Consider the following 15,454-nt stretch of genomic DNA (forward strand, 5'->3'; position numbering starts at 1 on the left):
GCCTTTTACTTCCCCATATCACCAAAAAAAATTAGAAAAGGGATTATTCCCTTTTCTTTCTTTTCTCTACCTTTCCTAACTTGAACCAGGCAGCCATGCCCTTCCTCCCCAAACAAAGGTGTCCTTGTTTGTATCGGTCAATGTATTCATAAAGAGCCAGTATCCCTGTCCCTTGTTCAATGGTGTACGATCTGTCAGATCATCTCCGACAGTGTAGGTCTTGCGGGGATTCTTATAAGATACCAGGTATGAATACAGTGGTTTCCCGCCTATCTGGAGGGGCTGGAAAAGAAGGCCTGCGTCCAATTGTTTATTTTGCTCCTGTTCTTGCTTACTTGCAACAACCCCGATAAGATTCCAGCCTTCAAAGAGGTCCCTGCCTGGAGGAGGTGTGGATCCAACATTCGTATCTGCAATGAATCCGATACTCTGGTTGGATGCAGTAACATTGATCCAGTATCCATACAGGGGTTGCAGGTCAGCAGGCGTGGAGAAGGTCTTATTTCCAGGATCATATCCAACAAGTCCATTATTTTTCACGTTCTTCAGTATCATGTCAACACTGTCCGGATTTGCGAAATTCGGGATGGATATTAAATTCCAGCCCGGATCCAGGTCAAATACCATGTCTGCAAATGCGATATCTGTGCTGCCTGTTGTTTTGCCGTTTGTTGCCGTAACGGTTACGAACTGGGCTATATTTGAACTCACTGGCAGGGTAGCTACTCCATTGCTGAATGTTACATTTGGCGGATAGATTACAGCGCTTGCATTCTTGCTTGCATTAACAGTTATACTCGCCATTCCATTAAAGCTCGTATCTGTTGTATTAACATTTAGAGCCTTTACTGTTATGGTTATGGTGCCTCCGCTCAGTGCAGCAGTTCTATCGGGTGTTAACTCGAAGGAGGTTACATTTGGTTGCTGAATTATTATTGTATTTGTGAAATTCTGGTTCATCATGTCCGAACCTGCGATGGTGACTTGAATGGACATCGCAGATACGTTTGTCCATCCCGGCTGCATCTGTTCTGCAACTGTATATGTGCCGCCGGGCAAATTCATGAACTGGTACATGCCGCTGGCATCGGTTACATTGTCCATGACCGTGTTATCTGGTTTTGTCAGGGTGATATTCCAGTTCGCAAGACCAGTTCCGTTGTTATCGAGCTTGAAGCCTGAAATCTTGAATGTCTCCCCTGGCTGCACCTGCCTGTTAGTGATGTTCTGGTTCATCACATCTGCGCCGTTTATAGTTACTTGCACAGGCATCGCAGACACGTTTGTCCATCCTGGATGCATCTGTTCATTGATAGTATAAGTGCCGTTTGACAGATTCATGAACTGGTACATGCCGCTGGCATCGGTTACATTGTCCATGACCGTGTTATCTGGTTTTGTCAGGGTGATGTTCCAGTTCGCAAGGCCCGTTCCGTTGTTATCGAGCTTGAATCCTGAGATGCTGAATGTCGGGGTCACTGATACTGCTGTTTTTATCTGACCCCGGATCTCGCCTCCGGGATTCTGAACAGTATGCACATTGGCATATGTATTACCAGCCGTCATATTATCTATCAGAGCGCTAAGAGGCATTCCTGCAAGGGGACCTGTCAGGTTTTCTGCCGTTATATTGCCCTGCGCAAGTACGCCGTCGAAGCTTTCTGTTTTCGTTGGTCCGGGATAAAGTAATGCCACTATCGGGCCATTCTGACCTACAGGTGCAAGATGGATATGTGATAATGTGGCATTTGTTATGTTGGATACGGCCAGAGTAAAGTGCACAGTGTCATTGTCCAGAATAAATGTGGCCTGGCCCCGTGCCTCTGTGATAACTGGCGGTACTTCCTCACTGCCTGATAGGTTAGCGGTGAAAGTTTGATTTCCGGTTTGATTTCCTGGACCCAGAGCTTGTACGGCAGCATTTGCCTCATTTGAGGATTCATTGAGCATATTGTTTACTTTCACTGGATTATGCACACCCCAGCTTCCTTCCGATGAGACCATTTGTAGCTTCCAGTACGCATCGGCGATCATATTACGGCTCTGGTTCTTCTCACCTGCAAAGGCATTAATTGTACCCAATGCATCCGTTACCGTCGTATTTGTGACATTCCACTTTGCACGGGTATCTGCCTGTATTTTCTCGATAGTATCACTTAAATTGCCAGGCTGGGACCCGGTTGTATGGCATCCTGCGCAAGTTGTGTTGCTCTGGAGTAAATCAACATTTACCTTGAAAGAATGACCTTTCACCTTCTGGCTATCAGGCAGCACCATCTCGGTCATATTCGTCGGGTCGGTTACCTTTGTTGCCATGTGACAGGAAATGCATTCAAATCCCAGGTTTGTCTGCTTCCATGAGCCGGCAAATATATCCTTTGCAGGCAGGCCGTGAGGTCGTATTGGCGTTGTATCATTTGTATTATTCCAGCCTGGTCCTTCCCTGAAAATTCTGGGACTATCATTCGAATGGCAGTTGCCGCATAGCTCTGTTGTATTTTCCATTACCGAATAGTTAGCTTTGTATCTGGTCAGGTCACCAGTTGTGTTAAATACCGGGATCGCATCCCTGTTATACCATGCATAGGGCTTTCCGGTCTTTTTAAGCCAGTCGCCCATATCGTGGATATTATGGCAAACCGCACATGTAATACCATTAAAATCATCCGCAGATACGATTGCTCTTTCATTTAACGGGTTCCAGTTGGACGGTGAATGGCATTTGCTGCAAGAGCTTTCCCTTTCCCTCGGAACACCGGTGCTGTTGAGGTAAAAACCACCATTCGCTTTTTCATTGTGTAAGCTTTGCCTCCATTCATTTACCTCAGGTACCAGTGAAAAAATACTATGGTTCAAATTCTGATCACTTGTTACATGGCATTGTGTGCCGCGCGAACATGTCTTTGACGGGAAGTTCACTTCATCTTTCACATTAAAGGAGTGGTTCTTTTGGGTACCTGACATGTGGCAGTCGGTGCATGTGGCAGGCGGAAGTCCTAATCCCGGATAATTTAACCTCGCATGTGTCAGGTTCACTTCAGCTATATGAGACAATCCATGTTCATAGTGGCAATTTGAGCAGAGCACTTCTGAGACAGGGCCTGTCACTTCTATTGGTCCGGGGTAGCTGTCATCAATCCTGTCAGTAGGTATCGATGCTGGCGTCATGAGAGTATCATAGACATCTTTTTCTCCGGTCAGAGTACCTGTTGGGCCGCCTGTAATAAGAAGCCTGCTGGCAGTTGAATTAAATAGGCTGTTTTTTGCATCCTTCATATCAGCGTATGAGGTTTGATTGAAACCTCCGGGCGAGAATAGCTCTCTATACTTGTTATCACTTGTATCATGGGAATTATGGCAATTTGCGCACACTACATTTATTGCCGTATCACTTGTTACAGTGTTATTCCTTGCATAATCGAACGGAGAATGGCATCTGAGGCATGTTGCAGGCGCTTTAAGCGGCGGGGAATGAGCACTTGACAGGAATAGTCCCTGCCTTGTTGAACCGTTATGGCATTCCAGGCATAACTGTTCTGATACATCCGCTTTTACCTGATGTCCGTCGCCTGCAGGGCCGTGGCATCTCTCGCATGCGATACCAGGCTCACTCCATGTCCCCACTATACCCGGAAGGCCGCTCTGGTTACCATTGCTTGCATTATATCCTGTTGTATGGCAACGCCCGCATGTATACTGGCTGGGGCCATAATCAGCAGATGTCCCGTTTTCAGCAAAGAACCTCTTGAACAAGTATCCGGATTCGTTCAGGTATCTCAGTTCCTGTTTTCCCACTATCACATAGGACATATCCGTCCAGGTTAAATTCGGCGGTGTTGGGAGGCCCATGCCCTGGGCAGTGCTGTTATCTGTCAGCATTACACGGTGCATTGTGCCGCGCCAGTTGTCATACTTGCTTTTGTGGCAGTTTTCACAGGTTGTCGATTTCAGGTACGTTGCAGGAACGCCAGAGATAAGAGCGAAATTACCAGCACTGACATTCACATGACAACTATAACAGGAGGCTGGTGGTGCAAGCCTTGCTGAAGCCAGCGTGGTATCATTGTACCTGTGCGTACTGTTATAAAAAGAACCATTAGACGTAAACGGAAGAAAACCGGTTGCTAAATTTGTATGGCAGTAAGTACAGCTGGCAGTTGATGTTAGCGGCTCTGTCAGACCATTAAATTTGTGATTTTCTTTAAAGAGAATACCGTTTGCGTTCAATGCCGGGATTCCACTGTGGCAAGCAGCACAATTACTCCCGACCACCGATCCATAAACACTATGCGCGCTTCCGGTTCCTGCCAGCGCAAGCAGTAATATCCCTATTATTCCTATCCCAATCAAAATATCTATTCTTCCCGGAATTATCTTCCTCATGATCTTTTTCCTCCCTTATCGATTTATATTAACTTTTTTATGCTGGCATTGAATTAATTGTCATGAAAATTGAGTCGTGAAGTACTACAAATTCCCCTGAACCAACACAAACCTGAACTCCTAAGTATTATAGGTTTTTCCTTACTAATAAGTTTTACGGTTGCTTCGCTGTGTTGAATAAATACCGTCTAATCGGCAAGCTGAGGCCTGAAGCGCATATCTCCCTTTCCCCGCATTGCCGAAATATCGAATTTATTAGAAAATAAAATTAAACCATTATATTTTTTATCAATTTAAACCAAAATCAGCTTAATGAAAGAAGCACCTTTAGGGTATAAGGTAGAAAAAATGAAATCACTGGCAGTAATTAGAGCGAATGACAGTTCTAAATTAAGAACAGCGCTTCGTGACCTTGTGAAGTATGGTCATATATCATACGCCAAAGTACCAAAAAAGCTTGAACCAGGGTTTGCAGACAACATACTCGTAAATGTAATGAAAGTTCCAATAAAAGGCGGGTGTGTGGCTGCAGCTATTGTGCCGCTGGTGGATTCGGCCAGTGCCGCCATCGGAAGATTGAAGAAAATTCATCCTCCGGCTCACGTGATAATTGTGGGTCCGAGGCATGAGATTTACCGTGAACTGATAGATTATATCAAAATGTTGCCAGAGAGTGTTCACTTATAAGCACCCCCGTTCAAAATATGGTTGCGGAGAAGATAATATGAAATCCCTCTGATGTTCGTTTAACCTTATACGATAGCTTTTTGATTAATTAAATACAAACTAGCTACAGGGAGTTATGTTATTAATTAAGCGCTTCCTTAAAAGAGGTGGATAAATGGCAAAATATCAGTGTAGTATCTGTAACTATATCTATGATACGGATAAAGGTGAGCCTCCTGAAATCAGGCCCGGAACTGCTTTTGAAGATATACCGGATGACTGGTTATGCCCTTCGTGCAAGGTCTGTGGAAAAGATATGTTAAAAAGGATTTAACTCCTTTAAAATACAATTTTCTGCACGGACATAACTTATCCGGCTGAATGTACATTTATCCATTCAATAATCTTCGGCCAGTTATCCCTGAGGGGTATTGAACCCATGAACAGTCCAATATGACCGCCGTTAGCTATGTCCTTTACAATTTCGCTCTTATCGGTTCCAAGCCGCTCCCCGGCATTGAATACCTGTTCTTTAGGGGTTATGTCATCCCTCTCCCCGGCTAACATGTATACAGGGCACTTTATATTGCCAAGATCCAGTTTCTTTCCGAGCCCAACAAACTCCCCTTTAAAAAATTTGTTTTCTTTGAAGAGCTCTTTTACAATCTGAATGTACAATTTCCCAGGAAGGTCAATGGTATACTCATACCATCTCTCAAAGATTTCAAACCTCTTAACGTGTTCCAGGTTATTGATATGCTTGTAGAGCGCCACGTATTTGTTGAAATACTGGTCATCGGGGTGAAGGCTTTTAAAGCCGCCAAGCATGAAATCGCCTTTCAGAACGCCTCCTCCTATCGATACAAGTCCATGAAAAAATTCCAGAGGTAACATGTGAGCATATTTCATAATGGTCCCATCCCCGACATCAGTATCTATAGGAGCTCCTCCAAGAACAAGAGTATTTACTTTGCCCGGAAACCTTGCAGCATACATGGTGCCCAGCCACCCGCCCTGGCACATTCCCGCAAGATTGACCCGCCCGCCTAATTCGTCTACGCATATATTTAGCTCGCTCAGATAGGTATCTATGTTGCAATATTTCATCTCCCGGGTTGCGCTCTTCCAGTCTATCGAGTATACACTCTTTATCCCATTCTCCAGGAGCAGCTCAATAAGGCTCTGTTTAGTGTTAAAATCAACTATTGTGGAAGTATGGCCAGCATAAGGGGGTATGATTAGCATGGGGATACCGCTGTCTCCTCTGGAGAAATCCCTGAGTTTCAACGTGTTTAAATCCATTATTATGCTGTTTTTTGTTATCCATGGCGGCTCAAGCTTTTCGATATGCGTTTTTTCAAATACTTTTAAAAATTTGAGATTGTTTCTGAGGGTTTCCACAGTCTCTTCTACAACTTTCGTATTTTTCTTCTTATCGCTTTCCATTCACTAATTCACTCCTCCTATTATATATTTCTTCATTCCCCATATAAAGCTTTTTAAGCCGACTTCTATGGCTGGGAGAAGAGTGTTGTGCCAAGATTTGGATAATCATCCTTTTACTATTTTTATTATATATTGCAGTAAATGCAAATAATCAAAAGGAAAAGTATATCGTAAAAAGAAGCCCTATGTTTGTATGGCAGTGCATTTATGCCAATGCTTTCTGCAAGGGGTTTTTGATGGAAAATCAATACGAAACAATAAGGCTGGAGGTTCGCGATTACATACGCCCTGAATGTTCCTGTAAGGTAGAGGACATGGTGAATTCTGTTGAGCACGTCACTGATTCTTCTTTTGATCCCGTGAACAACTTACTGACTGTTAAAGTCCATAAGGGCATGGTCAGTTCCGGGGATATAATAGAAGAGTTGAAGAAATGTGGAATCCGCTGCGAGGAAAAAAAAGCTGTTCATGATAAAGCCCATATGGAGCATGAAGCAGCGAAGATGAAGAAGCCAGCCCCGCATGATCACCACGCGATGATGGAGGCTGAGATAAAGAGGCACTTTATTGTTGCTGCAATCTTCACGGTTCCTGTTCTGATACTCTCACCCTCTATCCAGGGCTGGGCCGGATATACACTGCCGCCATCCCCTGCCTGGAAAATATTGCTCGTTATCACAGCTTCGGTGGTGATTCTATATGGAGGCTTTGTTTTCTATAAAGGATCGGTTAAATCACTTAAATTACGCACGCTTGATATGAACGTCCTGGTAACAATTGCATTGCTATCAGGATATCTATACAGTTTAGGTTCTACTTTCTTTTTCGAAGCGCCGGATTTTTACTGGGAGATAAGCACTCTTGCCACTTTTATCCTCTTCGGGCACTGGATGGAAATGAAAGCTCAGAGAAGCGCGGCAGGAGCCTTAAGAGAGCTTGTTAAATTGATCCCGCCTACAGCTAATCTGATAAGGAACGGTGAAATTGTAGAAGTTTCTACTTCAGATCTCAAAGTCGGAGACATTGTTCTAATCAGACCGGGTGAGAAGGTTCCGATAGATGGCTTAGTTCTGGAGGGAGAAACCTCAATAAATGAAGCTATGATCACGGGAGAATCAAAGCCAGTTGAAAAGAGGAAAGAAAGCAGGGTTATAGGAGGAACTATTAATATTGAAGGCGCTATCCGCGTCCGGGTGGCAAAGACGGGTGAGGAAACAGCCATTGCCCAGATTATTAAGCTTGTTGAGCAAACCATGGCTTCCAAGCCCCAGGTTCAGAAACTTGCTGACAGGGCAGCCAGCTACCTGACCCTTGTAGCAATCTTTGTGGGTGGCGGAACGTTCCTTTTCTGGTTCGGAATCGGAGCGGGCAGCCTTTTCGCTCTAACGCTTGCTATCACGGTCATAGTTATTGCCTGCCCCCATGCTCTGGGATTAGCTATCCCGGCAGTTACTTCAATATCTACGACCATGGCTGCCAATAGAGGTATACTCATAAAGAACGCTGAAGCGCTGGAGATTGCAAAAAAAATCGATATTGTGGTGTTTGATAAAACAGGAACCTTAACAAAGGGGGAATTCGGTGTTACAGATATTATTAAGCTGGGAGACTGGAGCGAAAAAGATATCCTGGAAAATACCGCCTCCGTAGAGGTTAATTCAGAGCACGTTATAGCAAAAGGAATAGTTAAAAAAGCTGAGGAAGAGGGATTGCGGAGCATAAAACCTGAAAAGTTTACGGCTATTCCGGGAAAAGGCGCCAGGGCTATTGTCGGCAATAGTGAGATTTACATAGGAAATGCAAATCTCGTACGAGATTTAGGAATAAAACCTGAAGAATACCAGGATGCTGTTTCAAGACTTTCGTCCCAGGGTAAGACTGTCGTTTATGTGGCGGAGAATAAGAAACTTCAAGGTTTAATTGCCATGGCGGACTTGATAAGGGATGAATCCAGAGAAGCAGTTAAGGCTTTGAAAGAACTCGGCTTAGAAGTAGCTATGCTTACCGGGGACAATAAACAGACCGCAGCCTACGTAGCTAAAGAGCTGGGTTTGACCACTTTCTTTGCAGAGGTTCTTCCAGAGCAGAAAGCAAGTACTATAAAAGGATTGCAGGATCAGGGAAAGAGAACTGCGATGGTTGGAGATGGCATAAACGATGCACCTGCGCTTGTTCAGGCAGATGTCGGGATAGCTATCGGCGCAGGCACTGATGTTGCAGTTGAATCTGCTGATGTTGTTCTAATCAGGAACGATCCCGGGGATGTCTCCAGGCTTATCAGGCTGAGCGATAAGACCATGCGCAAAATGAATGAAAATCTGGTTTGGGCAACAGGTTATAACGTCGTGGCAATCCCGATAGCTGCTGGCATACTTGTTCCCTACGGAATAATTTTAAAACCTGAATTTGCCGCTATTACCATGTCTGCAAGCTCTATAAGCGTGGTTGCCAATGCCCTTCTGATGAAGAGAGCAAAGATATAGAGGTATCCATGGTAATATCCGGGGGCTCGGTTAAAAATATACTCTATATTTTTCCTCCAAGCCCTGGCATCGCTAGTTCCAGCAGCTGCAAATGAAGTTTCAGCCAAATTGTAAAAAGTAAAAAGATTGATAAATATGTTTTGGTTTTTTAAAGCAAAAACTGATTAAGGGATAACACCTACAATTAACATGTATCCGGGTTCAGAGTTTGTGCCAGAGTGAACCCTTCAAAAGCGCCCGAAAGCCGAATCCTTTGGATTTAGGAATACTTAAAAGGTGAATTAGATTTATGAATATGAGCGAAACTTTTGACGAAAGCAGAGATGGGACCAAAGAATCTGTTTTAATAATCCCAACCACCCCCCACTCTCCGTCTTTAAAAGTTATCTCTGATCAAGGGAAATGCATAATGTCAGGAATAATCCTGTTATCAATTGCTTTTACAGTAAATATTGGCATGGCACAATTATGCAAGATCGCGGCTGGCGGAGGCAAAAACCGAATTGAGAAGCAATAATAAGGATTACGCCAATATGGCGATTGAGCGGTACAGGGAAAAAATCCGGGCAGTTGAGGATTCAGTTTCAAATACAACCGGAAATGTTTCAGGACTTTTCGGCGCACAGAGGAAGATTATGAAGCATCAGTTCGTGCGAGAAGTAAGAGAAAATAATGATACAGAAGTCAATAGCAGAGGTGAAGAAAACAATACAAGAGGTGATTATTCAAGGAAAATCCCGCCAATGGGATGGTGGGAATAGACCTTGGCTTTTTTATGTCCATAAATCCATTCTGGCCTGATGCCCCGGATATGCCTGTTTATTTCGGGGCAATCATTAAAATTTTTGATGGGTAAGACCTTAGCCTGCATTTCGCACATATGCGAAATAAATTTGATAGCAGGATTTACAGTATCAACGGGATAAATATTTTTGTCGTCCCAGAGCCTAATCTAACGATACATATAAATACAATTATCATAATGATAATTGTGGTGATTAAGGTGCATAAATTAAAATATTATATCTCTGGTTTAACAGTTATGGTGATTTTGATGTTTTTAATTGGTTCAGTTTACGCACAGGGCATGTCTACTGACGGAACTGAAGACGAAAGCAGTTTAATTCTTTATTTTCATATTGCTCAGGTGATTATAGCAATTATCGTAGCAAAATTTGTAATAGATGTCATTGAGGCTACTGGCCAAAAAGATGTCTTTATATTCATCCCAATTGCTATGGGTATTTTTATTGTCTCTGCGGTTATAAGATATCTCCCACATCTCTCTAATTTTAGCGAAGCTGACGCTGAATTATATAATCTAATACTGAATAGCTTGGCTATGGTTTCAATGGGTGTGAGCTTTTATAAGTGGAGAAAAATGTTGATATCAACATAATTCTATATGAGGCAAAAAAATGACATTATATTATGATAAAATATGCGGACTTTGTGAAAAATATCTCTCAGGTGGTGGGAAAATGTTTCTGGATAGACAAATTTCCGCCCACCTGAATAAAAATCCTGAACTACTGGAACCGACAGATAAAACTGATTTGGCTAAATGGTGCAAGATATCTGGAAAATTGATATTGGGAGAAGACAAATCTCAGAAACTAGCGAATGAAATCCTATCTTCTTAGGTTTAATAAGACCATATTATCTTTTACTTTTCGGGGCATAATCCTGATTTAGGATACTTATGGAAGATTAGAAATTTGCCCCCAGGATCAACGGGATAAATATTTTTGGCGTCAAATCATCTTTAAATCAGGAATTTTGAAATAATGTGAAATCAATTTTATGAAGAGCGAAATATGGGCTTTAAATTTATATAAATTAATACCTCGTTTTGTTTCAAAAAAATCAAAAACCAGTATATGTCGTTTGGTTTTTTAAAGCAAAAACAGATTAAGGGATAAGCATATACTATTAACATGTTAAAGATCAAGAGGTGAATAAGTCCGCGTTCGGAAAAAATAAACGGTACATAATTTTAAAACGCAGAGTCGAAATCATGGATACTTTTAACATACTAATGTATATTTGTAAAAAAAGAGACGAGTTTATAGCAAAAGGACTGAATGCACAGGATGCCATAACAAAAGCAAGACGTGCAATAGCTGAAGAATAGCTATGAGAAAAAGCACTTTTGACGAAATAATACAATCTCTTCGATGTAAGAAATCAAAAATTATATATTTGAGGGGCATCACAGCAATGTTATTTCTATTATCTTTCGTCAGCGTTAGCTCAGCTTTCTACGAGTTTATTCCTGAAATAGATGGACAAATTCAGGACGATGAATATCAAAATCATTACAGGGATACTAAAATAAATATGGATATTTACTGGACGCTGAATGAGGAAAATATATACATGGCAATGAGAAGCCATGCTAAAGGATGGATGGGCATCGGCATAGCTCCCACAGGCTCTCTGATGCAAGGAGCGGATATAATTCTGGGTTATATGAAAGATGGCAAATTGTTTATCCAGGATAATTTTGCCAATTCAGCTGTAAATCATGCTCCTGATACCGCTCTTGGTGGAAAAAATGATATTCTGGAATCTGCAGGTTCCGAGAGCGATAAGGGTATGGTTATCGAGTTTAGAAGGAAACTAAATACTGAAGATAGTTTTGACAGGGCTTTGACAGATAATGAGTATAAAGTCCAGTTAGCATATTCAGATACAGATGACCTGACCAGCTATCATCCGGCAAAATCAATAGCATATATAAACTTCTTTTCAGGCAAAGGGAAGAATGATGCAGATAATCCAGGAAAGGAAGATAGCGTCTTAAAAACCCAAAACCCGGCAACTGATTCCATCCCAACCGGAAAGGATCGGTATCAATCCTTCCTTACCATGATTACCGGAGTTATCTCAATTGCAGGTATAGCAGCTGCTTTGCTTATCATTCCGGAAAATAGGAGGAAGTAAATGAGTCATTTACACACAATTTCGGCCGAGATGCATACCGGGATGCTTGTCCTGGCATTCATTTCTATTTCACTTATAATAATTATAGATAAACTGGGAAAATTCCCAAAAATAACCGGGGTTCTTGAGCAGACCGCCTATGTTTCAGCACTGGCCGGGTTGTTGTTCCTTATACTCAGTGCTGTAACCGGGGTCACCTCGACCTGGCCAGGGGAGGCTTTGTTTGCTTCCCCTTTAGTCCTGAATAAGATAATTTTCACAGGATTCGCAATAATATTCTGGATGATATTCCTGCTTATAAGATGGAAGTATGGAGTAGATTTATGGAAGAGCCTGAAGCTGAAATCTTTGTATGTTTCGATGGCTCTGGGAGGATTTTTAAGCATAACGCTGACTGGTTCAATGGGAGGACATGTAGCCGGGAAAGAAAGCCTGCTTGATCTCTTTTTGCATAAATGGGGAATAAACACCCACATACCCTTTACCCTGCCTGAAACATGGATAGTTCCAATACTGGCATTTGTTTTTTCCATTTTGATTGTATCCATATTGCTAAGATTGAAGAATTGGCAGTAGTAATTGCTTAAGAGGATATGAACTGAGGATAAATCAAGCTTTTCGCATAGTATTACCAAACATTTCTAAATACTTTGCGCTTTAGAAAATTAATATATTATGTATATTTATCTTGGCTTTATAAAGCACAACTGTATTAAAAACCAAAGTCCATATACAAAATTATTAACATGATCATGGTATAGATTATGCTCGTTTTGAAAAACAGGATGCAAATTAGAAATGGCAGCAGCAATCAATATGTTAATCGTTATTATTTGGCTGTTGTCATAATATTTGTTCTGACATTCTTCTCATCTCTGGCATATGCCACAGACGGCAATTCTCAAGATTATAATGCTTCGGATAACAGCACAAATTCATCAGCCGGCCACATTCACCCGAATACGACTGCAAATTCTTCCTTGCACCTTCATCCGGATGCGAATCTGTCCGTAGCCTTCCTGATAAAAGACATTGCGGAACAAATAAAAGTTAATATCGAGGACTTCGGAACAAAAAATCCTGTGGCTTCAGAACCACCTGGTTTCCCGGTCAGGTTTTTTAAGGCAGATGCACAGAACATTTCTTTCGAAAACATCACCGTTAATATATCATATTCGGAAATGGAGTTAAAAGATACTGATGAAGGAAAACTCATGATTTTCCGGCATGAACACAATAATTCAATATGGGTCATGCTGCCCACAAAAGTGGACAAGGAAGGAAATACTCTGGAGGCAACAACCGATTCTTTATCTCTATTTGCAGTTTCATCTCATTCTGATAATTCCTCTTTCCATAACCATAATAACACACCCAAAATCGAGAACAACACCTCCCATGACCATGCAGATAAAGATTTAGCGCCGATATCAGTTTCCTTCACAGGACCCGTGGGCACAAAAATCGTCCTTGAGCTGGATAGTAAAAATAGCTCCATTGCTTCATTACCCGGAAGCCCGATTAAATTCTTCAGGATAGACGCCGTAAATTTATCATATGATAAAGTGAATATGGAGGTAGCATACTTCGATTCAGAATTGAACATAACGAATGAAAACAACCTTTCTATCTTCCATTATTCCAATTCAACGTGGTCACAGTTGCCCACTGAATTAATTGAAGGCGAAAATATACTGAGGGCATCTACAGAATCCTTATCCCTGTTCGCAGTTTCTTCTTTTTCCGACACCGGGCACAATATGACCGGGTATAATATGAGTATGGGAATAGTGTCCGAGTGCCTGCGATGTCACGGGAGCAGTAAGAATTACAGCAGCGGCATGATGGGAAAAATGACCCCGAAAATCAATGAAAGCATCATGAACCTGAGCATTCATGCAGGTCTGAATAACGCAAGTTCCGATCCCAACAGGGCATGCTGGGCATGTCATTCCAACTCAACAACACCGCCGATAAAGCACCCGATGCATAATCCTGCGATCACATGCACCTCCTGCCACATCTCCGGGAAATTTAATTCGCTGAGAACAACCGAGCATACTACCCGTGCTGTAAATATCACAGTGAATGCCACATGCCAGCTATGCCACGGCAAACCAGAGATGATAAACCTCAATGGGAGCAACCCGAATTCGACAATATCTCATTACGGTAAGAAAAGAACAGATATGATTGATCAAAATAAGTCCGGCACCAACTGCACTTCCTGCCACCAGGATCCGGGTTCCGGGTTCTCGGATGTTTTCAATAAGACCTCAAGGACGAACATAACTCACAATGGTGGTATTGGTTGCTCATCTTGCCACGGCACAGGCAGGCTACACAATTCAACACTTGCAAATATGCAGGGTTATAATTTACCGAATTGCATACAGTGCCACGGGACAGGTGGCTTTGCCCTGAATAAAGTAAGCGAATCATCCATCAACCAGAGTATTCATGCAAACCTGAACAATGCAAGTTCAAGTCTCAACCGGGCATGCTGGACATGTCATTCAAATATAATTACTGCACCTGCTGCACACCCGGATATAGCTGAACAGCCGGATACCTGCTCCACATGCCACATTGACGGCCCTCTTAACCTGACAAAAAAATTAAAGCCAAATCATCTGTCAAGGCATACTCCCGAAAGCAGCCAGGTAAAGGTTGCGGCAGCCTGCATCCTTTGCCATAGCAATAATGTCCTTGTTTCAGGGAAAACAATAAATTCCACTGTATCTCATTACGCCCAATACCCGAAAGTGGATACCAGGGATTGTGTAAGCTGCCACCAGGATAAAGAAACCGGGAAGAAATGGGGGAGCCCGCCTGACCCGAGAGAGACAATCCAGCTTGTTGAGGTTGAAAAGAAACTTGTTTCAGATGAAACCTGGAAACTTGACCGGAACTACAGCATAGCGATCACCGAAGTGGATAAAGAAGGCCAGTCGGCCTGGCTTGAACTGTATTACAACGGGAAACTGGTACGGAAAGACCTTGTTCCCGAAGGTGGCATCTTCAAGTATGATGCGAAACTTGTTGAGAACGGCGATAAAAAAACAATAATCGATCTTGGGATATCGGAAATATTATACGGCGGAACAGTGAGCCTTGTGACTTTTCGCGGATTTGTGCCAAAACATATACATACCGAAACGAGCAGCTTCCAGTGCTACACCTGCCATGTCAGGGATTACAGGCAGGCTAAGCCGGACGGGTACAGGTATTTCGTACTCAAGAACGAGAAGGAGAATATCACATTAAGCCAGATGGACATCGATTTCTCAGCCGCTGATAAAAAAACGATATACCCGGGTGAATCATGGGATCTTGGAAGCGGATATGAACTGAAGATAAAGGATTTCAGCCGCACAAATATGTATCTCACATTAATAAAAAACAATATTGTTGTCAAAGAGGAGTTCGTCAGGGAAGGGGATTACTTCACATACAATACAACATCGAATGGCGTCGAGGTCACGATGTTAAGCCTGAAGATAGCTGGTATGTTCGTAAATGGATGAGTA

The 15,454-nt window shown here is 42.4% G+C and carries 12 protein-coding genes; 10 read left to right on the forward strand and 2 right to left on the reverse strand.

The window, feature by feature from the left end; genetic code table 11:
• Window positions 1–75: 75 nt before the first annotated feature.
• Complete coding sequence (locus FIB07_13235) at window positions 76–4,383, reverse strand: ammonia-forming cytochrome c nitrite reductase subunit c552 (GenBank protein NJD53818.1); 4,308 nt, start codon at window positions 4,381–4,383, stop codon at window positions 76–78.
• A gap of 348 nt (window positions 4,384–4,731) precedes the next feature.
• Here FIB07_13235 and FIB07_13240 point away from each other — a divergent pair, with 348 nt between their 5' ends.
• Complete coding sequence (locus tag FIB07_13240) at window positions 4,732–5,070, forward strand: DUF356 domain-containing protein (GenBank protein NJD53819.1); 339 nt, start codon at window positions 4,732–4,734, stop codon at window positions 5,068–5,070.
• Between the two features lie 154 nt (window positions 5,071–5,224).
• The gene (locus FIB07_13245; protein ID NJD53820.1) at window positions 5,225–5,383 is read left to right on the forward strand and encodes a rubredoxin; all 159 of its coding nucleotides are present in this window, start codon (window positions 5,225–5,227) and stop codon (window positions 5,381–5,383) included.
• Between the two features lie 35 nt (window positions 5,384–5,418).
• On the opposite strand, the gene FIB07_13250 is transcribed toward FIB07_13245, so the two are convergent.
• On the reverse strand, window positions 5,419–6,495 hold the full coding sequence (locus FIB07_13250; protein ID NJD53821.1) for an alpha/beta fold hydrolase: 1,077 nt from the start codon (window positions 6,493–6,495) through the stop codon (window positions 5,419–5,421).
• Window positions 6,496–7,031: 536 nt separating this feature from the next.
• Between FIB07_13250 and FIB07_13255 the strand changes: the two genes are divergently transcribed.
• The 8 genes from FIB07_13255 to FIB07_13290 all read left to right on the forward strand — a co-directional run bounded on the left by FIB07_13255 (window position 7,032) and on the right by FIB07_13290 (window position 15,451).
• Window positions 7,032–8,978, forward strand: a complete 1,947-nt coding sequence (locus FIB07_13255) for a copper-translocating P-type ATPase (protein NJD53822.1) — start codon at window positions 7,032–7,034, stop codon at window positions 8,976–8,978.
• 289 nt (window positions 8,979–9,267) lie between these two features.
• Window positions 9,268–9,495, forward strand: coding sequence for a hypothetical protein (locus FIB07_13260; GenBank protein ID NJD53823.1), 228 nt, complete (start codon window positions 9,268–9,270; stop codon window positions 9,493–9,495).
• A complete protein-coding gene (locus FIB07_13265) occupies window positions 9,482–9,739 on the forward strand; it encodes a hypothetical protein (protein ID NJD53824.1) in 258 nt (85 codons plus the stop codon). Before FIB07_13260 ends, FIB07_13265 begins: the two co-directional genes overlap by 14 nt.
• Window positions 9,740–9,960: 221 nt before the next feature.
• Window positions 9,961–10,377 (forward strand): hypothetical protein, encoded by a 417-nt coding sequence (locus tag FIB07_13270; GenBank protein ID NJD53825.1) that lies wholly within the window; start codon window positions 9,961–9,963, stop codon window positions 10,375–10,377.
• Window positions 10,378–10,396: 19 nt separating this feature from the next.
• The gene (locus tag FIB07_13275; protein NJD53826.1) at window positions 10,397–10,621 is read left to right on the forward strand and encodes a hypothetical protein; all 225 of its coding nucleotides are present in this window, start codon (window positions 10,397–10,399) and stop codon (window positions 10,619–10,621) included.
• 493 nt (window positions 10,622–11,114) lie between these two features.
• A complete protein-coding gene (locus FIB07_13280; protein ID NJD53827.1) occupies window positions 11,115–11,924 on the forward strand; it encodes a hypothetical protein in 810 nt (269 codons plus the stop codon).
• The gene (locus tag FIB07_13285) at window positions 11,925–12,500 is read left to right on the forward strand and encodes a hypothetical protein (protein ID NJD53828.1); all 576 of its coding nucleotides are present in this window, start codon (window positions 11,925–11,927) and stop codon (window positions 12,498–12,500) included. It abuts the gene before it with no gap.
• A gap of 188 nt (window positions 12,501–12,688) precedes the next feature.
• The gene (locus FIB07_13290) at window positions 12,689–15,451 is read left to right on the forward strand and encodes a hypothetical protein (protein ID NJD53829.1); all 2,763 of its coding nucleotides are present in this window, start codon (window positions 12,689–12,691) and stop codon (window positions 15,449–15,451) included.
• The last annotated feature ends 3 nt before the right edge of the window (window positions 15,452–15,454 follow it).

Origin of the sequence: Candidatus Methanoperedens sp. (assembly GCA_012026795.1) — an archaeon.
Lineage (GTDB): Archaea > Halobacteriota > Methanosarcinia > Methanosarcinales > Methanoperedenaceae > Methanoperedens.